This window comes from Klebsiella sp. HMSC09D12, from assembly GCF_001808475.1.
GTDB lineage: Bacteria > Pseudomonadota > Gammaproteobacteria > Enterobacterales > Enterobacteriaceae > Klebsiella > Klebsiella oxytoca.
Map to the genome: position 1 here is coordinate 41,660 of NZ_KV793485.1, position 20,709 is coordinate 62,368.

25 protein-coding genes are annotated in these 20,709 nt (G+C 56.0%); 23 read left to right on the plus strand and 2 right to left on the minus strand.

The window, feature by feature from the left end; genetic code table 11:
* The first annotated feature begins 40 nt into the window (after positions 1–40).
* The 22 genes from HMPREF3178_RS17070 to HMPREF3178_RS17175 all read left to right on the plus strand — a co-directional run bounded on the left by HMPREF3178_RS17070 (position 41) and on the right by HMPREF3178_RS17175 (position 17,431).
* Positions 41–1,012 carry a phage protease gene (locus HMPREF3178_RS17070; RefSeq protein WP_004114579.1) on the plus strand — a complete coding sequence of 324 codons (972 nt, stop codon included), beginning with the start codon at positions 41–43 and terminating at the stop codon, positions 1,010–1,012.
* Positions 1,013–1,014: 2 nt separating this feature from the next.
* Complete coding sequence (locus HMPREF3178_RS17075; protein WP_004114580.1) at positions 1,015–1,914, plus strand: Mu-like prophage major head subunit gpT family protein; 900 nt, start codon at positions 1,015–1,017, stop codon at positions 1,912–1,914.
* A gap of 76 nt (positions 1,915–1,990) precedes the next feature.
* A complete protein-coding gene (locus tag HMPREF3178_RS17080) occupies positions 1,991–2,497 on the plus strand; it encodes a hypothetical protein (RefSeq protein ID WP_064355289.1) in 507 nt (168 codons plus the stop codon).
* A complete protein-coding gene (locus HMPREF3178_RS17085; RefSeq protein ID WP_004114585.1) occupies positions 2,497–2,937 on the plus strand; it encodes a gp436 family protein in 441 nt (146 codons plus the stop codon). Before HMPREF3178_RS17080 ends, HMPREF3178_RS17085 begins: the two co-directional genes overlap by 1 nt.
* Positions 2,937–3,479, plus strand: coding sequence for a phage virion morphogenesis protein (locus tag HMPREF3178_RS17090; protein ID WP_049082009.1), 543 nt, complete (start codon positions 2,937–2,939; stop codon positions 3,477–3,479). The genes HMPREF3178_RS17085 and HMPREF3178_RS17090 overlap by 1 nt, the downstream gene beginning before the upstream one ends.
* The gene (locus HMPREF3178_RS17095) at positions 3,476–4,087 is read left to right on the plus strand and encodes a hypothetical protein (protein ID WP_004114588.1); all 612 of its coding nucleotides are present in this window, start codon (positions 3,476–3,478) and stop codon (positions 4,085–4,087) included. Before HMPREF3178_RS17090 ends, HMPREF3178_RS17095 begins: the two co-directional genes overlap by 4 nt.
* Positions 4,088–4,089: 2 nt before the next feature.
* A complete protein-coding gene (locus HMPREF3178_RS17100; protein WP_004114589.1) occupies positions 4,090–4,299 on the plus strand; it encodes a DUF2635 domain-containing protein in 210 nt (69 codons plus the stop codon).
* Between the two features lies 1 nt (position 4,300).
* On the plus strand, positions 4,301–5,782 hold the full coding sequence (locus tag HMPREF3178_RS17105; protein WP_064401000.1) for a phage tail sheath subtilisin-like domain-containing protein: 1,482 nt from the start codon (positions 4,301–4,303) through the stop codon (positions 5,780–5,782).
* A gap of 9 nt (positions 5,783–5,791) precedes the next feature.
* Positions 5,792–6,145 carry a phage tail tube protein gene (locus HMPREF3178_RS17110; protein WP_004114591.1) on the plus strand — a complete coding sequence of 118 codons (354 nt, stop codon included), beginning with the start codon at positions 5,792–5,794 and terminating at the stop codon, positions 6,143–6,145.
* A 3-nt stretch (positions 6,146–6,148) separates the two neighbouring features.
* Positions 6,149–6,532: a phage tail assembly protein gene (locus tag HMPREF3178_RS17115; RefSeq protein WP_064355287.1), complete on the plus strand. Its 384-nt coding sequence runs from the start codon at positions 6,149–6,151 to the stop codon at positions 6,530–6,532.
* A 98-nt stretch (positions 6,533–6,630) separates the two neighbouring features.
* Complete coding sequence (locus tag HMPREF3178_RS17120) at positions 6,631–8,427, plus strand: phage tail tape measure protein (protein ID WP_004114593.1); 1,797 nt, start codon at positions 6,631–6,633, stop codon at positions 8,425–8,427.
* Positions 8,427–9,683, plus strand: a complete 1,257-nt coding sequence (locus HMPREF3178_RS17125; RefSeq protein WP_064355286.1) for a DNA circularization protein — start codon at positions 8,427–8,429, stop codon at positions 9,681–9,683. Before HMPREF3178_RS17120 ends, HMPREF3178_RS17125 begins: the two co-directional genes overlap by 1 nt.
* Entirely contained in the window at positions 9,676–10,767 is a 1,092-nt protein-coding gene (locus HMPREF3178_RS17130; protein WP_070585310.1) for a phage baseplate assembly protein, read from the plus strand. Before HMPREF3178_RS17125 ends, HMPREF3178_RS17130 begins: the two co-directional genes overlap by 8 nt.
* Positions 10,758–11,297 (plus strand): phage baseplate assembly protein V, encoded by a 540-nt coding sequence (locus HMPREF3178_RS17135; protein WP_064401004.1) that lies wholly within the window; start codon positions 10,758–10,760, stop codon positions 11,295–11,297. Before HMPREF3178_RS17130 ends, HMPREF3178_RS17135 begins: the two co-directional genes overlap by 10 nt.
* A complete protein-coding gene (locus HMPREF3178_RS17140) occupies positions 11,294–11,746 on the plus strand; it encodes a phage GP46 family protein (protein ID WP_064355283.1) in 453 nt (150 codons plus the stop codon). Before HMPREF3178_RS17135 ends, HMPREF3178_RS17140 begins: the two co-directional genes overlap by 4 nt.
* A complete protein-coding gene (locus HMPREF3178_RS17145; RefSeq protein ID WP_064355282.1) occupies positions 11,733–12,809 on the plus strand; it encodes a baseplate J/gp47 family protein in 1,077 nt (358 codons plus the stop codon). Before HMPREF3178_RS17140 ends, HMPREF3178_RS17145 begins: the two co-directional genes overlap by 14 nt.
* The gene (locus HMPREF3178_RS17150; protein WP_064355281.1) at positions 12,794–13,378 is read left to right on the plus strand and encodes a YmfQ family protein; all 585 of its coding nucleotides are present in this window, start codon (positions 12,794–12,796) and stop codon (positions 13,376–13,378) included. Before HMPREF3178_RS17145 ends, HMPREF3178_RS17150 begins: the two co-directional genes overlap by 16 nt.
* A gap of 2 nt (positions 13,379–13,380) precedes the next feature.
* Positions 13,381–14,136 carry a phage tail protein gene (locus HMPREF3178_RS17155; protein WP_064355280.1) on the plus strand — a complete coding sequence of 252 codons (756 nt, stop codon included), beginning with the start codon at positions 13,381–13,383 and terminating at the stop codon, positions 14,134–14,136.
* Positions 14,136–15,011, plus strand: coding sequence for a tail fiber assembly protein (locus HMPREF3178_RS17160; protein ID WP_064371174.1), 876 nt, complete (start codon positions 14,136–14,138; stop codon positions 15,009–15,011). Before HMPREF3178_RS17155 ends, HMPREF3178_RS17160 begins: the two co-directional genes overlap by 1 nt.
* A 9-nt stretch (positions 15,012–15,020) precedes the next feature.
* The gene (locus HMPREF3178_RS17165; protein WP_064355278.1) at positions 15,021–16,748 is read left to right on the plus strand and encodes an SGNH/GDSL hydrolase family protein; all 1,728 of its coding nucleotides are present in this window, start codon (positions 15,021–15,023) and stop codon (positions 16,746–16,748) included.
* 14 nt (positions 16,749–16,762) lie between these two features.
* Entirely contained in the window at positions 16,763–17,044 is a 282-nt protein-coding gene (locus tag HMPREF3178_RS17170) for a hypothetical protein (protein WP_064355277.1), read from the plus strand.
* A gap of 132 nt (positions 17,045–17,176) precedes the next feature.
* On the plus strand, positions 17,177–17,431 hold the full coding sequence (locus HMPREF3178_RS17175) for an HAD-IA family hydrolase (protein WP_323807553.1): 255 nt from the start codon (positions 17,177–17,179) through the stop codon (positions 17,429–17,431).
* A gap of 145 nt (positions 17,432–17,576) precedes the next feature.
* Here HMPREF3178_RS17175 and HMPREF3178_RS17180 read toward each other — a convergent pair whose 3' ends face one another.
* Both HMPREF3178_RS17180 and betT read right to left on the minus strand, forming a co-directional pair.
* A complete protein-coding gene (locus HMPREF3178_RS17180; protein WP_004100044.1) occupies positions 17,577–17,729 on the minus strand; it encodes a Hok/Gef family protein in 153 nt (50 codons plus the stop codon).
* Positions 17,730–17,951: 222 nt separating this feature from the next.
* Positions 17,952–19,985, minus strand: coding sequence for a choline BCCT transporter BetT (gene betT, locus HMPREF3178_RS17185; protein WP_004100042.1), 2,034 nt, complete (start codon positions 19,983–19,985; stop codon positions 17,952–17,954).
* Between the two features lie 129 nt (positions 19,986–20,114).
* On the opposite strand from betT, the gene betI reads away from it, so the two are divergent.
* On the plus strand, positions 20,115–20,708 hold the full coding sequence (betI, locus tag HMPREF3178_RS17190) for a transcriptional regulator BetI (protein ID WP_004111216.1): 594 nt from the start codon (positions 20,115–20,117) through the stop codon (positions 20,706–20,708).
* The last annotated feature ends 1 nt before the right edge of the window (position 20,709 follow it).

Here is a 20,709-nt window from a genome sequence, read left to right on the forward strand (position 1 = left end):
CGACACTGTCCGTCAGTTACCTTTAACGACGGACAGCACCATGCCAAAGCCTGTAACACAACTCGAATTTCTGGCCCTGTGCTTCGAGCTTCCCGACCTGTCGGATGCCAGCACGCCTCTGCCGGAATGGTTGCCGATGATCCCTGCGGGCACATTCACTGGCCGGGATGGCCGTACGTGGGTAAACGACAATCCGCAGGCCATCATTGCCACGTCCTTTCGTTACCCGACATTGCCGTTTGATGCCGAACATTCCACCGAGCTGCTGGGCCCGAAAGGTGAAGAAGCTCCGGCTTATGCCTGGATTGATGCCATGCGCGTCAACGCCGACGGCAGCATTGACGGTCATATCGAGTGGACGCCTGACGGCGAAGCGCTCGTTCGCGGTAAGAAGTATCGCTATTACAGCCCGGCTTTCCGTCATTTCCCTACCGGTCAGGTCTCGCATCTGTCCAGCGCTGGCCTGACCAACAAACCCAACCTGTATTTACCCGCTCTTAACTCGGAGAACACCATGCCTTTACCTGTGCAGATTGCCACGGCACTGGGGCTGGCTGAGACCGCGTCGGTTGACGATGCCGTATCAGCGATCCAGACCATTAAGAACAGCGAACAGACCGCGCTGAACCGTGCTCAGAACCCGGACCTGTCGAAGTTTATTCCGCTGGAGACTCACAATCTGGCGCTGAACCGCGCTCAGGAGGCTGAGAACCGCCTGAAAGCGCTCGACGAGCAGACGGCCACTGCGCTGGTTGACGATGCCGTGACCGCCGGGAAAGTCGCGCCCGCTAACCGCGATATGTATCTGGCCCTTTGCCGCAGTGAAGAAGGCCGTCAGCAGTTTGCAGAGTTCGTGAAAACTGCGCAGCCGCTGGTCAATCAGGACTCGTCAAAAGGTAAAGAGAACAAGGGGCAGCAGACCACGTTGACCGAAACCGAACTGGCGATGTGTCGCAGTATGGACATCACCGAAGAAGCGTTTCTCGCCGCTAAATCAAAACAGGAGCAATAACAATGCCAGCACCGTCAGCAGAGATTCTGCACGCACTTTCAACATCGCTGAGCGCCGCATTTACCCAGGGTCTCGCGGGCATCAAACCGCAATACCTGCGCATTGCCACCGAAGTGCCGAGCAGCGCCGCCTCCAATACATATGGCTGGCTCTCGGACCTGCCCGAAATCAAAGAATGGATTGGTGATCGCCAGCTGGCGCTGCTTTCCCAGCAGGGTTACACCATCCCGAACAAGACATGGGAAAACTCCATCCGCGTTAAGCGGGAAAATATCGAAGATGACCAGTTGGGCCAGTACCGCATTACTGCGCAGGCGTTCGGGCGTCAGGTCTCCGAGTTCCCGGACAAACTGAGCTTCCCGCTGCTGGTTGCCGGGTTCACCTCGTTGTGCTTTGACGGTCAGAACTTCTTTGATACCGACCACCCGATGGCGGGCGGCACCTACAGCAATATCGTAGGTGATGGTACTGAGACGGGTGAGCCGTGGTTCCTGATTGACGAGAGTCAGGTACTGAAACCGATCCTCTATCAAAAGCGCCGCCCGTTCGACTTCCATGCGCTGGACGATCTTGATAGCGAGCACACGTTTAAAAACAACGAGTTTCTCTTTGGTGTGGACGGTCGCTGTAACGTCGGCTTTGGTTTCTGGCAGACAGCATGCGGGTCACGTGCACCACTGACTGTGGCCAATTATGAGAAGGCAACAGATGTATTGCTGGGTATGAAGCGCGATTCTGGCGAACCGCTGGGGATCAATCCAACCACGCTGGTAGTTGGACGTAAAAACCGCGCGGCAGCAAAACGTATTATCGACGCAATGCTGGTCGATGGTGGCGATTCCAACATCTATTACAAGGATGTCGATATCGTTAACAGCCCCTTTATTAGCACCCCGGCGTAATCGTCAGTCTCCATTTTTAATACCGTTACAGCGGGTTTTAACCCCGCTGTAACCCACCTTTAATGAGGATGGAACAGTGAGTGGAACGAAAGAAAAAACAGCGGGTAAGCAAAACACTAAAGGTCGCGCTGGCAAGGTTTCAGCGCAGGAAGTGGCACAGGCTGATGCATCTGACCTGCCGGGAGCTGAACGGTCAGTCACATTGCCAGGGCATTACGTTGCGGTGGGTGCGTCCCCCGTCAGCGTAACCACCGGAACTGCTGATTTGACACTAACGCCTGAAGGTCTGGCCGCGGGTGGTGGAAGTGAGAACCTTATCACCGTCCCCCCTGCAACCGACGATGTTGTGGTGCTGGAGGTTCGCGCCAGACATGAGCGCGGGTTCTGGCGCTGTGGCCGCTTCTGGCCGCGTGAGCCGGTGCATGTTTTTGTCAGCGACGATCCCGATGGTGATAACGAGGCAAACGCGCTGGAGGGTGATGTGGTCGTGGAAAGCTTCATCAGCCATGAAACCGCAGAGCGCCTGAAAGCCGAGCCTCATCTGGTGGTGACGGTCCTGCAGACGGTAGCGGGGAAAGGCTGATGGGTATTTACGTTACCCGCGATGACCTGCTGGCCACAGATGGTTCGCTGGTCTGGAACATGGCCATCGACAAGGCAACGAACCAGCTCGACGAGACGAAGATAGCCACGGCCATCGAGGACGCGGACGCGGAGATCAACTCGTTTCTGTCAAAGCGCTATCAGCTGCCGCTGAACATCACCACCGTTCCGCGCCCGCTGCACCGGGTAGCTGTGTCCATCGCCATTTACTGGCTGTCCGAGCGCGACAATCAGATCACCGACCTGATTCAGAAGCGCTACGACAGCGCCATCCAGACCCTCAAGGAGATGGCGAACGGCACGCGCGACCTCGGCCTGCCGACCGACACTCCGGCCCCGGAGACCGATAACGGCAGGATGATTGTTGTCTCCGATAACAAACGTCTGTTCACCCGCAACAACCTCAAAGGGGTGCTGTGATGGGGATATCGGTTGAGGTTATCGGCGCTGAGAAGCTGCAGCAGATGCGCATGGCCATCGAGAAGCTCTCCGACAGTTCGCTGCAGCAGGAGCTGCTGGAGAGTATCGGGGCTGTTGTGGAATCACAGACCCGCCGCCGCATCAGCGACGAGAAAACCTCACCGGCTGGCGAGCGCTGGGAGGAATGGTCCGAAGGTTACCGCAAGACCCGCAGCGGGAATCAGAGCCTGCTGCAGGGGAATGGCGATCTGCTCGACAGCATCCAGTACATCGTCGAGCGTGGCCGCGTTCGTGTGGGTTCGCCGCTCAGCTACAGCGGTGTTCATCAGGACGGCTTTGCAGGCAGCGTCCCGGTCAGCGCTCATAAGCGTCTCATTCATCAGGCGTTTGGCCGGGCGCTGAAACATCCGGTCTGGCAGACCGTGGGCTCCCATACCCGCCAGATGAATATTCCGCAGCGCGAGTACCTCGGGCTGTCCACCGCAAACAGTGATGAGCTGATGCATGTCATCGGCGATTTCTGGAGTGAGGTATTACCGTGAGCAATGAACGTCCGTCCCTGCTGACCACCGGCTCCACGGTCTCCGCCGCTGAGAACATAGTGGCGTGGCTGAAGCCGGAGCTGTTGAACGAACCTCAGCAAAACAAGCCTGACCGCGTCAGCGTGATTGAACGCCATATCGGCCAGTTCAGCACCCCGGCTGAGGTCAAAACCTACCTGACGGATCGTGATGGTTGCATCCGTCTGGCCGCACTCCGCGTGCGCAATATACGCGCTCAGGCTGGCGGCACCGTCGGCGATATCACCTGGGCGGCGTATATCATGGCCACCGATGCATGGGGCTATCCGCGCGATACCCGCTGCGAGGTGCTGGTCGGAAAGCTGGTTCGCCGTATTGTCCAGCGCGGAGCCGCTAACGGCATGAAGGCCGAGCGCCCGGCCACTTCCGTCAGTGCCGATAACATCTATTCCGGCGGGCTTAACGAGCTGGGCCTGACCATGTGGGCCGTGACGTGGGAACAGGAGTTCCGTCTGGATGATGAAATCGACCTTGCCACCCTCCCGGACTTCCTGCGACTGGGGGCCACGCTGCAGGTCGGCGATGGTACCACCCCGATTGAAGACGTTATTAACGTAAGAGAGCCGTAACGATGAAGAAACATATCAAGCCCGCCCGCGCGGGGCTGCAGGTGCGAAAAGCTGATGGCCAGCGCCTCAGTCCTGAAGGGGAAACACTCCTCATGAGTGCATGGTGGCATCGCCGCGAAGCTGAAGGTGATGTTGTTATCACCGATATCCAGGCTGAATCCGTAACCGAACCGGCGGAAGTCCGCCAGACCCGAACCGTAAAGGAGAAGTGATATGTCGTCACTGGGTAATATTCCTGCTGATATCCGCGTTCCGCTGGTGTACATCGATATTGATAATTCTCAGGCGCTCGACAGCGCCCCGGCGCAGTCGCGCAAAATTATCGTCATCGGCCAGCAGAGTGCGACCGGCACCGCTGCCGCTCTGACGCAAAACCGCATCACCAGCGACGGCACCGCAGACCAGCTTTACGGCAAAGGCTCCATGCTGGCCGGGATGCTCAAAACCCTGCGTAAGGCGAACAGCTATACCGAAGTGTGGGCGATGGGCCTGGCTGATATTGATGCCGGTGCTGCCTCAAAAGCAGAGCTGACCATCACCGGCCCGGCCACTGCTGCGGGCACGCTGGCCCTGCTGGTTAACGGTATATCGGTGCAGGTCGGCGTCAGCGCTGACGATACCGCCGACACTATCGCGACCGCCATTATCGCCGCCGTTAACAAACTGCCCGACACGCAGGTTACTGCTGCGCTGAAAGCGGATTCGACCGACGTCGTCACCCTGACCACCAACTGGAAAGGCGCGACCGGCAATGCGATGGACGTCCGTCTCAACTACTATACCGGCGAGCAGAACCCTGCAGGCGTTGCGGTGTCCATCACCGCCTTCAACGGCGGCACCGGCACCCCGGATATTGCGGCGGTTGTCGCGGCGCTGGGCGATGACTGGTACACCGATATTGTGTTCCCGTTCAACGATACGCAGAGCCTGAACACAATCCGGGATGAACTGCTCGAACGCTGGGGGCCACTCAAGATGATTGAGGCGCAGCTCTGGACGGCCTTCCGGGGCACCCATGCCGAAAGCGGCACCTTCGGCGAAACCCGCAACGACTGGCTGATTTCCTGCATCGGGACCAACATAGCACCACAACCGCACTGGCTGTGGGCGGCATCCTACGGCGGCATCGCGTCCTACTATCTGGCCAACGATCCGGCCCGTCCGCTGCAGACGCTGGTGCTGCCTGGCATCCTGCCGCCGATCAAAACGGTGCGCTGGGATATGCCGGAGCGCAACCTGCTGCTGCATGACGGCATCGCCACCCATTACGTTGACGCCAGCGACAACGTCTGCATCGAGCGCGAAATCACCATGTACCGCGTCAACCAGTATGGCGACGCCGATACGTCGTACCTCGACGTGCAGTCACCGGCGACGCTGGGGCGCATCCGCTATGTCATCAAAAACCGGTTCACCAACCGCTACCCGCGTCACAAGCTGGCCGGGGATGATGTGCTCGACCTGCTTGATCCAGGCCAGCCGGTGATGACGCCGAAGATTGCCCGCGCCGAGCTGCTGGATATCGCACTGACTGAGCTGATTCCTGCTGGTCTGGTTGAGGACTTCGACGACTACAAAGACACACTGGATGTGTATCTCGACGGCGACGATAAAAACCGCCTGAACTTCATCTGCCACCCGAACCTTGTCAACCAGCTGCGTGTGCTGGCCGGTCTCGTCCAGTTCAAACTTTAAGGAGCCTTTATGAGCATTCTGGGTATGGCGGCCATTCGCATTAATGGCCGCGAAATTAAAACCGAGGGTAAATCTACCCTCAATCCGGGCGGTAAGGCCCGCACGCAGCATATGGGAGCCGGAAAGGTCTGGGGAAACTCCGGCAAAATGGTGGGTCCCTCGATCCAGATGACCATCGCGGCCGCGCAGGATATGGACGTTATCGAAATCAGTAACTGGGAAGGCGTGACGGTGATGTTTGAGGGCGATAACGGCCTGACCTACATGATGACCGGGGCAGCGACAGATAACCCGGCCACACTGGACGAAGACGCGGGCACTATCAGTGCCAACTTTATCGGCGAAAAACTGGTGAAGGTATAAAGCATGGCACAGATGACACTGACGTTAATTCACGGCTACATCACCGGTAAAGGTACTGACGATGAGATGCGGCATCGTACCGTTACCTTTCGCGAGCTGACCTCAAAAGACGTTATCGATGCTCAGCTGGAGGCCGAGCGCGTGGTTATCGGGGAGAACGGCAAGGCCGTGGCGTACTGCTCTGAGGTGCTGATGGGACTGGGTATGCTGCGGAGACAGATTGCCTCTGTGGGTGAGATTCCGGGGCCATTGTCCCTCAAGCAAATCTACGCCTTTCACCCAGAGGACCTGGAGTTACTCAGCAGTAAAGCAGCTGTTCTCGATGACCTGCTTTCGGAGACCGCGTCACGGGGGCGACCTGGTGCCGCTGGCGACGGCGCTGAGTAACCTTATCGTCAATCTTTCCCAACGTTTTGATATGTCCTACCTGCAGCAGTTGCCTCTCCGGCAGCTGCTGCGCCTGACAGAGCAGCTGAGGAAGCAACATGGCAAACCGCCTCACCACTGAAATACTCATCAATCTGGCAGGTAACCTGACCGCCAAAGCCCGCCAGTACGGTGCCAACATGTCCGAGTTCGCCCGCACAAATCAGCGGGCAATGTCGGTTGTCAAAGCCACGACGGCGGCGGCTGGTCGTGGTCTGGATGCGCTGGGCAATCGATATACCACCATGATTGCCGGTTTTGCCGGTGGTGCCATGTTGAGAGACTTTGCCGCGACAGATCGCCGCATCACACGTATGGGACTGGCAGCAGAGAAGACCAAAAAAGAAATGTCCGAGATGTTTGGCGGTATGCAGGATGCTGCGATCAAGTTTCGTGTCGATGACAGTGAAGTGGTCAGCGCGATTGAGAAAGTCGGGACGGTGACTGGTGATATTGATTACGGCTATAAGAACCGAAACATCATAGCACCGTCTATCGCTGCGTCAGGTGCTGATGGTGAAAGTATCGGGGGACTCTTCTCTCAGTTCACAAAGTTTAACCTGAGCAACGAGAAAGACACCCTGCAGGCAATGGATACCCTGAATCAGCTCGGTAAAGAAGGTGCGTTTGAACTGAAGGATATCGCCGAACGCGGCGTAAAAGCGTTCTCAATGTATGCCGCCGCAGGGGGAACAGGTGTACGGGGCGTGAAGGACGTCGGCGTGGCGCTGGAGAGCGCGGTCGATGCTACCGGTGATACGACCACTGCCTCTACTGCAGTCGAGAACCTGATTCGGGATCTGCAGCTTCCGAAGGTTGTGAAGGAGTTGCGCCGGAATGGCATAAATGTTTTCGGTAAAGACGGAAAAATGCGATCACTGCCAACACTGATGGGAGAGATTGCAAAAAAATCAGGGAATAAAGGCGCAGAAACTCAGAGCGCACGCTTACTGGGGGCCGGATTTAATCAGGATAGCATCCTGTTGCTTAGCAGCGTGACGTCCGGTAAAGGTGCGGAGAACCTCAAACGCTATAACGGCGTAGTGGCCGATGGTCAGGGCATTATGAAAGATGCCGAGTATGCATCTAAAGATTTCACATCAGCCGTCACTGCACTAACCACCACCTGGAAAAAATTTGCAAACAGCAATCTCGCAAAACCAGTCCAGGAGCTGGCTGATGCAATTAATTCCGTTGACCAGGAAACCGTCCAGCACTGGCTGGAGATTGGTAAAAATATCGCCATCGCAGTCGGGGGGGTTATTGCAGCCCGCAAAGCGTTTCAGTTTGGTAAAGGTGTCTGGGACGTACTTAATCCAAATAAAGGTAAGGGTATACCTAATGGTATCGCTGATGTGTTTGGTTCAGGTGTAATGCCAGTTTATGTGACCAACTGGCCAGCAGGTGGGCTGGGTGGAACAGGAGAAGATAAGGTTAACGATCTTCTTGATACTACCGCCGACCTTCCAGGTTGGCCTGGAATGCTTGCCCGGGGTGGGTTAATTGCCAGTAAGTTGATGGGGTTAACTGATATGGACCCTTTTTCGGACGAAGGACGCGAAGAACTCCTTAAAAGGGTTCAGCAGAACAATGAGCGTTCAACGATGTGGGAGGACATCAAAAACTTTTTCACGTCTTCCTCGCCGTCACCTGCGGGTTACCAAGACCCGTCGCCGTGGGCGTCTATGCAGCCACAAAACCAGCCTGGCTATCCGTTCCTGCAGCAACCTGAGCTGAAGGGCAGCATCGAGGTTTCTGTTAAAGATGATCGGGTTCAGGTTACCAGCGTTAAAGTCAATGCCCCCGGTGTCACTATGAGTGCGTCCAGCGGTGTTCGTAATATGGAGCAGCAGTAATGGCCACTCAATGGGAAGACCTCCGCGATGCCTCATTCCGGGGTGTCCCGTTCTTTTTTCGCGACGTCGAGGGTGCTGGCGGGCGCCGCGCAATCCCTCACGCCTACCCCAAAAAAGAGGTTGGCTGGACGGAAGACCACGGTGCGGTGCTGACTCAACAACAGATTAACGCGATCCTGCTCGGCAGTGACTACATCGACCAGATGAACCGCCTGCTGGCCGCGCTCAATACCGCTGGTCCCGGTGAGCTGGTGCATCCGTGGTTCGGCGTTCAGAAGGTTCAGGTGGGCCGCGTTACACACCGTCTATCCACCGAAGAAGGCGGCATTGTCTACATTTCCTTTGCGGTGTACGAGGCTGGCGAGCAGTTGTTCCCTTCCGGCACTGAAGACACCAGCGCCACCACGCTCAGTGCGGCGGACAAGGTCAAGGAAGCGCTGGCCAGCGGTGATTATTTCGCGGCGCTTGATGGTGTCGGCAGCATGGTGGACACCCTGCTGGAGGATATGGAGGGCTTTGTCACCAGCCTGCCGACCTTGCCGGATGCGCTCAGCGAGTGGATGGACCGCCTCAACCGGTTTAAGGACCTCGCCGGTATTGTAGCTGCCGCCCCGGGTGAAATGATCCGCGATATCACCGGTCTCATCAGCGATATGAAAGACCTGGTCTCTGAGCCCCCGTTCGCCCTGCGGGTCTATGACCAGTTGCGCGACAAATGGGAAGGCGACCGGGCTGCGCAGTCTGCGACCAAATCCCTTGTCGATAACATCAGCGTGAACACCGATACCGGATTTGCCAGCAGCGTCACGCCAGCATCGACGCCGGAGACCACGGCAGCGATGGAGACCAATATCGACGACTTCCGCCGCCTGGTCATTATCTCCACGCTGGTCGCTCAGGCTGAAGCAGTGGCCACCGCGACCTTCGAGACCGGCCAGGATGCACAGAACACCGGCGACCAGCTGGCGGAGCGTCTCGGCGAGACCGCAGCGGAAGCCGTCGAAAGCGGCCTGCGTGAGCTGTGGCGTTCTCTTCGCGAATTGCGGTTCGCGGTGGTGAATGATGTGCGTATTCGCAGCATCCAGCTGCCGGAGCTGCGCCGCATCACCCCGGTCCGGACAGTACCTGTGATGCTGCTGGCCTACCGCGAGACCGGCGACGCGGAGAACCGGGACGAGCTGGTAACCCGCAACCGGCTGCGTTATCCCTCCTTTATTACGCCTTCACAGACAATTGAGATCATCAGCAATGACTGAAGAGTTAACCCTGAACGTTGACGGCAAGGTCTGGGGCGGCTGGACGGACATGACCATTAACCGCTCGCTGGAGTCTGTGGCGGGCGAGTTCGACCTGACCGTTACCGCCCGCTGGTCATCTGCCGCGCCGCGCTCCATCAAACCCGGCCAGTCCTGCACGGTTTCCATCGGCAGCGACCGCGTCATGACCGGCTACATCGACGATTTTATTCCCAGTTATGATGCGGAGAATGTCTCCCTGCGCGTCATGGGGCGCGACAAGACCGGTGACCTTGTGGACAGTTCGGTGGTCGATAAGTCCGGTCAGTGGAAGGGTCAGAAGCTGGAGCAGCTTGCGGCCACCATTTGCAAGCCCTACGGCATCGAGGTGGTTAACGAGACCGACACCGGCTACGCCTTTGGCAGCATCACTCTCGAACAAGGTGAAACCGGCTTTGAACTGCTCGACCGTCTGGCCAAACAGCGCGGCGTTCTGGTGACTTCAGACGCTTACGGTCGGCTGGTTATCACCCGCGCATCCACCCAACGGGCCGGAGTGGCACTCACCCTCGGCGATAATATTCTGGCTGCACGTGGCCGCTTCAGCTGGCGCGAACGTGCCAGCCAGTACATCGTCAAGGGCTCCGCCAGCGCGGGCGGTTCAACATGGGACGACCAGCCGGTGAAGATGATCGGCGGACGTCAGACGGTAGTCAGCGACCCGGAGATCACCCGCTATCGTCCGAAGATTCTGGTCAATGAAGACAGTCTGACGGTCGGCGGTGCCAGCGCCCGTGGTGAGTGGCATAAGGCGTATGTGCTGGGCGAATCCAACACCACTGAAATCACCGTGGCAGGCTGGCGGGAGAATGGCGTCAGCGGGCCGCTGTGGCAGACCAACCGACTGGTGAAGGTAACCGACGCCATTCAACAGCTCGATGTTACCTGGCTGATTAAAGCTGTCTCCTTTATGGAAGGTGACAGTGGTCGTCTGACGGTACTGACCCTGGCCCCGCCTGAGTCGCTGGACATGCCGTCCCAGAAGGCTAAAGCGAAAGGGAAAAAAGCGAAGTCGAAAACGACCGTGGGGGCAACATGGGACTGAAAGACGCTAATATCGGGCGCTCACTTGCAGAACTTGGCCGCCGTCTGCGCCTGATGGTGGACCGGGCGCTGGTTCGCATTGTGACGGACAGCCTCGGGCGGCAGAATCTGCAGGTGCAGTCGCTGGCCGATGAGACCAATGACGACGTCGAGCGTTTCCAGAACTATGGCTTTTCCAGCGTCCCGCCTGCTGGCTCCGAGGCCATTGTCGTCGCTGTGGGCGGACGTCGCGGCGGTCTGGTGGCCATCGCCGTCGAGGATAAAGGGAGTCGTCCCCGTGGCGGTGAAGAAGGTGATGTTATTCTTTATCATCAGGAAGGCCATATTATTCGTCTGAAAAAGAATGGCGTGATTGAAATAACAGGGAAGACGGTAAATGTGGTTGCCGAAGAGAGCTGTGACATTATCGGTAAACAGATAAATATCACCGGACCCACTTCTTTCAGTGAAGATATTCAGGTTCAGGGAAAAAGTTTCCTTGACCATATTTATAAGGATGGTGACGGTGAAAACACGACTAAACCCTTATGACCATCAGAATAAACTGGCACCTGCCCGCTGGCGGCGATATCGAGATTGAACACAATGGCCTTTCGTTTGACGAGGGCCTTGTTTCTTTGGTGTATATCTGCCTGTTTACTGATGCGCGGGCAGATACCAGCGACGAAATACCCGACGGCACCGATGACCGTCGCGGCTGGTGCGGTAATTCCTTCAGCGATTTTGAATGGGGCTCAAAGCTCTGGCTGATTGACCGTGAAAAGCTGACCGAAGAGGTCAGGCTCCGCGCGGAGAATTACGCCCGTCTGGCCATGCAGCCGTTATTACGTTACGGCTATGCGCGAAATGCGCAGGTTATTGCCACTATTCCCCGCATTAACTGGCTGGCATTAACCGTTATTCTCACCCGCCCGGATAAAACCGAGTTAACCGTCGAAATAAAGAAACGCTGGGAGGCGGTAGAAAATGGCTACATTTAATGTCCCGACACTCCGCCAGCTTATTCGTGCCGGTATTCAGGATTTAGAGATTGAACTCGACCAGGAATTACCAATTGTCGGCGTTGAACGCGCGTTAAATACCGCTTTCAGCGGCGCTTTACGCGACGTCTACGATTATCAGACGTGGATTAAAAACCAGATAATCCCGTCAGAGCAGTCCGCCGACGAAACCATTATTGATACCGCCCGCTATGAGGGCGTTATTCGTAAGGCTGCATCCTATGCCAGCGGACCGGTCGCCTTCACCGGCACCCGACCGCTGCCGCTCGATACGGAGATGCAGACGCAGGACGGCGTACGCTACCACGTCACCGCCACCAGTGACCCGTCAGCGGGCAAAATCACCGTCACCGTGCAGGCTGACGAAACGGGCCTCAGCGGCAACCTGTCGGCGGGCGACGTTCTGACCCTCATTTCCCCGGTGGCCGGAGTGAACAGTGATGGTGTGGTAGCGGATGCGGGTATATCCGGCGGTGCGGACGTCGAGTCTGTGGCCGAGCTGCTGACCCGTCTGCTGTACCGCAAACGTAACCCGCCTACCGGCGGCGCACTGCATGATTACGTTATCTGGGCCACCGAACTGCCGGGTATCAGCCGGGCATGGGCCTTTGACTGCTGGCACGGGCTGGGTACGGTGGGCCTTGCGTGGGTCTACGACCAGCGCACGGACATTATCCCGACCGGCACCGACCGCGAGGCGATGCAGGCGTACCTTTTCCGCCATCAGGACCCGGCAACCGGGACTTACGTCGGCAAGCCCGGTGGTATCGAGGTCTGGCCCATCCCGCTGACGCTCAAGCCGGTGCCGCTGACCATTCGCGTCATCCCCGACACTGCCGCCATCCGCTCTGCGGTCACCCTGAGCCTGCAGGCGCTGTTTCGTTCGGTCTCGCCGGGCGACACGCTGCTGCTATCTGCCATCCGTACGGCCATCGGCTCATCGACAGGGGTCACGGATTACGAGCTGGACCTCACCACCAATCAGGCCAGTGAGAACTACGAGCTGCTGACGCTGGGGGCTGTCACATGGCGCATCGTGTAGAGGACTGGCAGGACGTCCTGCAGCAACTGATGCCACGCGGTAAAGCGTGGCCACGCGACCAGACGGCGGCGTTGACGTCACTGCTCAGGGGCTTCAGTTCCCGCCTGCAGCTAGCGGAGGCGAACGCGGATTTGCTGGTCACCGAGATGCGCCCGGAGGCCACTGACCTGCTGCTGGCCGACTGGGAGGATTATCTCGGTCTACCAGACTGTAACGCCATCCCGTACGGCTTCGACCGCCGTCGTGATGCCGTGGTGGAGAAGTACCACCGCAAGGGCGGGCTGGCCACCTGGCAGATTGAGCAGGCCGTGAAGGATGCGCTGGGCTTCACCATTCAGGTGACCGAAATCCTGCCGCATCACGTTATGCGCAACATCATGTATCCGATTTATTCGCATAAATACCGCTACCTGCTGCAGGTGACGGTCACGGATATGCCGATGATCCGCTTTCGCAGTATCAGCAACGTCCTGACGCCGTTAATCAGCCTGCAGGCGCAGATACTGGAATGTTTTTTACGTCGTTACCGGCTGGCCGGGCACGATTATGATTTTCTTTACGAGGTTTAATTATGTATCACCTGGATAATGCCTCTTCCGTACCTGATATGCCCGCCATCAAGCCGGTATTATTTACTGAGCGTCGCTGGTTTACCGAAGGCGGCGACGGCATTCAGCCGAGTTATCCGGGCGCGGACTGGTTTAATGCCATTCAGGCGGAAATGCTGAACGTGCTGGCGCTGGCGAATATCACGCCGGACAAAAACGCACTGGATCAGTTCGCTCAGGCCATCCGTATTTTCTCCTCGGACTATATGCTGCCTCCGGGTATTCCTCTGGCGTGGCCGGGTGCAACAGCACCGACAGGTTTTATGCTGATGCTGGGTCAGAGCTTCGATAAAACCGCCTATCCGCGTCTTGCTGTCGCTTATCCCTCCGGCGTTCTGCCGGATATGCGCGGCCAGACCATCAAGTTCTTGCCCGCCTCCGGGCGTGCGCTACTGTCCTATGAATCCGATGGAATAAAGGCTCACGCTCATAATGCGACGATTAGCAGCACTGACCTCGGCACCAAAACAACCAGCGACGACAACGAGCACTTTCATCAGGGGGGAATGGTTGCTCCGGGTGAGGTCTGGGACAGCGATTATGTGGTCGGGTCAGATAATGATTCTCACCGGACTCGCAACAACACCAGTACCGCCCCGGCGCATCACCATACGGTCTACATCGGGCCACATGCTCACACGGCCACGGTGGCCAGCACCGGGAATACCGAAAATACCGTCAAGAATATCGCCTTTAACGCCATCGTGAGGTTAGCGTAATGTCATTTGAATTCTCTCAAAGCCCTCAGGCCATCTGGCTTTATCAGTACGATGTCGATGGTGTTTATATCGGCTCCGTTTTTATGACTATTCCGGCAGGTACGGGCCTGCCCGTTAATACCACGCATATTCCCTGTGAGCCGGGTAAAGGCCAGACCGGCATATTTAAAAATGGCGTATGGGAATATGTGGACGATATTCGCGGGACCCGTTACTGGAATATTCACGGCACCGGCTTTGTTATTTCGGCACTGAGTGAGTCACTGCCTGAATGGGCCGTTACCACTGAACCACCGGCCGCTGATGCCGGTTACGTTCTGCTGTTCACCTATGGCCAGTGGTCGCAGGTTGAAGATAAGACCGGTCAGCTTTATTACGAGAGCAACGGGACGAAGCATGTCGTTTCTGACCCGTGGTTTACTCTGCCGGAGGACTGCACGTTCGTTGCCCCGCCAGAAGACAAGCCGACGTTCGTCACCCGCTGGAACGGCACCGAATGGATTTACCTCAAGGACCTTCGCGGCCAGCTTGCCTGGAATACTGAAACCCGCGAATCAACGACGATACTGGAGGTCGGCCCTGTTCCTGACGGCTACACCCTCAAAATGCCCGGCCAGTTTGATGAGTGGGACGGATCAGCCTGGGTGAAAAACACCGACGCTGAACGGTTTTATCTCACAGCTCAGGCTGAACGTCAGAAGGCTAAGATGCAGTCTGCCGCGTCTGAGCAGATTTCACTGCTCAGCTACGCCATCAGCAGCGGTCAGGCCACTGACGCAGAGAAAGCGCTGCTGGCCACCTGGGAAGAATACCGTCTTGCTGTAAGCCGCATTGACACCACCGAAACCGATATTGTCTGGCCAGAGAAACCGTAAGGAGTCGCTATGTATCATCTCGACAACACCAGCGGCGTCCCGGAGATGCCGGAACCGAAAGAGCAGCAGTCTATTACCCCACGTTGGTTTGGTGAAAGTCAGGAGCAAGGCGGCGTTAGCTGGCCGGGAGCGGACTGGTTTAATATTGTGCAGGCAGAGTTGCTCAATGTACTTACTGCGGCTGGCATAACGCCGAACAAAACAGCATTTGATCAACTGGCCAAAGCCATATCTTTACTTGGTGATTCGAAAATAAGGCAAGACCTTAACTCTGCGAATCTACCTGGTACATCACTAATCAAAACAGATACGGGGCGTGATATAGGGGAAACGCTACGTGGAGCCTCTGGCGTATCTCAGGCTCATTTTCCGCTTCTTATGAACAAATTCACCCAGTATCGTCATGGCGTATCGGGGTCTCAGGCACAATATCGATTTTATGGTTTCGGTTCGTCTGTTGGTAAGGGGGCTACTTTGCCAGACCCTTCAATACAAGCGCCGATTGCTAAGTTTTATGAATATTTTCAATCTACGGTCAATAGAACAGGCATTTATCCTGTTTCGTTTACGAATAAATCGGTAAACGGAAGCACAATCAATAACTTTCTTGCCGACCAGTGGCCGGAAGTCGTCGCCGAGGGAGTTTATCCCGATTTGGCACTTTTTATTTACGGTATGAACGATTTCCCGACGGCGCAATATAACGCGGGCCAAACATTCAACGAAAACGGGTTTAAGCAGCGTCTTAGAAAAGCTATCAGGCTCATACGAGATGCAGGCGGCGATGTGGTTCTAACCACCTCTCCACATCCTTACATTGCAAACTACTCATGGTCTATGCCTGATGGCGTATCACAGGTATGGCCTGAGTTTGTTGCATCCCCTGTCCCCGATGAGTCTCTTGATCCACCAGTGTCCCAATCGGTTACTCAGTTCGTGTGGAAAGGGCGTCCTATAAAGGCAGGTGTCCGTTTCCTTCGGGGTAATGATGCAATCCGCCAAATAGCTCTTGAGCTGGGATGCGTGTTGATTGATGTTGAAAAATATTGGTTTGATGCGGTTGCCAGATATGGCGAGGCTGCACTATTCAATAAAGGCGAATTTGTTCACCCTAATGAATTTGGTCACGAGCAGTCCTACGGGTTAGCCTTCCGGGATTACTTCGCGAACATGGACGGCAATGGCTGGATTGCGCCCAGTGCGAATCATTACGATGTGTTTGATGTTGGCGGAAGCGGGTTGTACCCTCAACCCAAAAAAGCTGACATTGATTTAATGGCTAATGGTCTTCGCGATATCGCTTTTATTCTTCGGGATAAGTTTGCTCGTATTCTGGAATCTGTAGACCAGTTGGGGGCAGCTACAAGGTGGTCATACACTTCACAAAATCCTACAACAGGTTCGCCTGGATATAGTTTGCAGTGGTATGAGCATCACTCCAGGACAGGAGGTCTTTATACCACCGGTGATGTAATCGCCATTCCTATTCCAAACAGACTATCAATGAAGCTTTTTATTGATGTATGGACCTCAGTACAGACTGGTTGGGCCCAGACTATCGAGATTATTGCAGTTAACCGCGAAGGTGTAGTGTCGTTCACCATCCTGGGTGCCCACGACAATACTCCAGGCAGTAACAGATTGTTCACGCTTTCTGCTGGCTCAGGTGTGTTAAATATCAATGTATTACAATCAAATTCATCGGTGAAGTATCACATTTGTGGTTTCAATTCTTAGAGGGGGAATGCATCATGTCATTTACAAAAAATGTTGAATTCACATTCAATAAAACGGCAGCAAACGGTATCTCTCTAGGAGAAGAAACACAGATTATTGAAACCTCTTTCATAGTAAGAACTGTATATATAACCAAAGACGGTGCTACAGCCGATCTTTTCAGCAGTTTCGATGGGGTCTCATGGCAGCTCTATAATTCGTTTGAGTTCATACCCAGTTATACATCTGGTGTAGACATCCTCGAACAGGCAGAAAAACAGATCCAGGCTGCTCTTGATACCCCACCTCAGGATTAGTTTGTTTAAGACGCTACATTAAAGGTGCCGCCTGACACGTTGCACCTTTAATAGTATCAAAAGATTTAATTTCTACACTTCACAACCAGTATCAATTTTTTTTCAAATCAGTATCAATTTTTTTCGCGCGCTATAGGAAGCGAACGTAGCACCGTGGATATACTGCTTGCACGCTTTCAATTAACTCAGCATTTCGCCGCTATCGTCTCCGCTGACCGGGTTAAAAATCATAAACCCGCCGCCGACACTTTTTTATTATGTGCCAGCGAGCTTAAGGTTCAGCCTGAACGCTGCCTGGTTTTTGAAGACTCACGATTTGGTATTGAAGCCGCAAAAAATGCAGGTATGGACGTGGTCGACGTCAATACTCTGACGCCTGCCAGATAAGCATTATGCAGGGTGGCGGCGCTTTTGCTTTTAACCGGTCTCTGTTCTCTCGCCGTCCATCCTGCTCCCGGATCAGCAGAAAAAAGGTGCCTTAAGGTTCCTTACCCAGCCTGCGGATAAGCGGGGATAGCTCCCCGCATACCGGCTACTTCTTCGTTTCGTAAGCGAGAACGGCCTTGAACTCCATACTACGTTCTTTGATGCTCAGCTCGCACAGCGAGTCGTGCACCATTAACGTCAATCCCAGCGCTGTCAGACACAGCACGATGATTGCCACCAGGGCGTATTTTGTCAGCATCTCGTTGCCTCCATGCGAAGAAGAGGCTACTATCCAACGTGCTAGGGTTGGATCGTGAGCCTCAGGTTGATGGGAACATCTCCTGGGGCTTCGTCTTTCTGAATCCTCACCTAAGCCTGAACGCAGAAAGCCTCAGGCACCCGCCGCCATCATACGCTTCCCTGCGCTTTTCACTGTATATTTAACCAGCTGCAATCCTTTTTCAGAAAACGTTTAGATAGCCTACATTCCGGGGAAGGTCACGCTGTTGCCCGGCGCTTCGCGATGCAGGTGGATAAAGTTCAAATGACGCTCGTACTGGTCAAGAATATCGGTAATGACCTGCTCTTTGCTGTAGTCCATCAGGTCGTTGCCCTGACTCCCTTCCAGCAGGAAGGTCTCCAGACGATAGTAGGTCGACTTCCCGCTGCGCGCCCGGTAGGTAAAGCCGGGAATGGAGTACTGCTGCGGCCAGATCTGATAAACAAAGTTCTGCTCGTCGCCCATATGCACCAGCAGGTCGAGATGGCCCAGGTTGTCCCCCTCTTCCGGCGGCAGGCTTTTCAGCTCGACGTAGGCGCCGCGCAGCTTCAGCTCCTGCGCCACCTCTTCCATCGCCGGGAAGCACACCGTCTCCATCATCTGGCGGGTATAGCGCGTGCCGGGATAGTTCATCAGCCGCGACAGGCGCTTCTTCCAGCTCAGGCGATCCTGCACGCCCAGCGGTCGCGGGGCGGTGTCGCGGTTGGCGCTCTCGCGGCGATAATCCTCAACCTTCAGCGACTTATATAACCCCGCCATCACGAAGAAGATCACGAAGCTAAACGGCAGCCCCATAATCACCGTCGCGTTCTGCAGGGCGGAAATGCCGTTAGTCATCAGCATCCCCAGGGTCAGCAGGCCGATAACCACCGACCAGAAGATCCGCAGCCAGTTTGGCGCATCGCTGTTGATATCCTTCAGCTTCGAGGTGAAGTTACCCAGCACCAGCGCCCCGGAATCCGCGGAGGTCACGTAAAACAGCAGGCCGGTAATCGTCGCCACCGAAGCGCTAAAGGTAAACGCCGGATACTGCGCCAGCAGGTTATAGAAGCCGCGCTCCGGGTGGGCGACCGCCTCGGCGGCGAAGGCCGCATTGCCGTGGATGATTTCATACAGCGCGCTATTGCCGAACACCGACAACCACAGCAGCGTAAAGGTGAACGGGATAATCAGCGTTCCCACCACAAACTGACGAATGGTGCGCCCGCGTGAAATACGCGCCAGGAACAGGCCGACAAATGGCGACCACGCCACCCACCACGCCCAGAAGAACAGGGTCCAGTTGTTCATCCACTCGACCGGACGATCGAAGGCGAAGCTGTTGAGGGTCATGCCCATAAAACGATTCACATAGTCGCCAACATTGAGCACCAGCGCGTTGAGCAGAAACTCGGTGTCGCCCATAAACAGGATAAACAGGATTAGCCCGAGGGCCAGCACCACGTTAAGCTCGGAAAGGATACGAATGCCTTTATCCACCCCGGAGGTCACGGAGATGGTGGCGATAATGACCGACAGCACGATCAGCGCCGCTTTCGCGCCCAGCGAGTCCGGAATATCAAACAGCACGCTGAGGCCGTAGTTTAGCTGCACCACGCCAATCCCGAGGGTGGTGGCGATACCAAAAATGGTGCCGATAACGGCGGCGATATCCACGCTGTGGCCGATTGGGCCATTAATCTTTTTGCCGAAGATCGGATAGAGCGCGGAGCGGATGGTCAGGGGTAAATTATAACGATAGCTAAAGTATCCCAGCGCCATCCCCATCAGGGCATACATCGACCAGCCGGTCAGCCCGTAGTGAAACAACGTCCATACCATCGCCTGGCGCGCCGCCTCCATGGTCTGCCCCGCCCCTTCCGGCGGCTGCATATACTGGGTCACCGGTTCGGCGACGGAGAAAAACATCAGGTCGATACCGATACCGGCGGCGAACAGCATTGCCGCCCAGCTCATGACGCTAAACTCCGGCTTCGAGTGCTCCGGCCCGAGCTTCACCGAACCGAAACGCGAGCAGGCGATGCACACCACAAACACGATATACAGCGTTGCCGCCAGCAAATAGTACCAGCCGAAGGTCTTTGAAACCCAGTTCAGGGTACGGCCAATCCAGGCCGCGGAAAAATCGCTGAAGAAGAGAGTCATCAGGGAAAACAACAAAATCAGTCCGGCGGAGGTATAAAAAACCACCGGATTGATTTTGTCCTTTTCTCTGCTCGGCGAAAGGTCTGTCATCCATTCTCCTTACTTTTTTTTGCAACTATTAAAACCAAAATCGGCAACAATTAAGACACATTTTATATTGAACGTCCAATCAAAAACCGCTTTAATAGATAAACAAAGCTGATGAATGGAGTCTGAGAAATGCCCAAACTGGGGATGCAACCGATACGGCAGCGGCAGCTGATTGACGCGACCCTGGCCGCCATCAATGAAGTGGGAATGCACGATGCCACCGTCGCGCAGATCGCCCGACGTGCTGGCGTATCGACCGGCATCATCAGCCACTATTTCAAAGATAAGAACGGCCTGCTGGAGGCGACGATGCGCGATATCACCGGCCAGCTGCGCCAGGCGGTGTTGAGCCGCCTGCACGCCCTGCCCGGGGCCGGCCCGCGGGAACGCCTGCGCGCCATCGTGGCCGGCAACTTCGACGAGAGTCAGATAAGCAGCGCGGCAATGAAGGCCTGGCTCGCCTTTTGGGCCAGCAGCATGCATCAGCCGATGCTCTATCGCCTGCAGCAGGTCAGCAGCCGACGACTGCTGTCGAATATCGTCTATGAGTTTCAGCGCGCCCTGCCGCGCGAAGAGGCGCAGGAGGCCGGATACGGTCTCGCCGCGCTGATCGACGGGCTGTGGCTACGCGCGGCGCTGAGCGGTAAACCGCTCGATAAAGCCCGCGCCGAAACGCTCGCCGAGCACTTCATCAGCAAATATCTGCCACCGACTTCTCAATAAT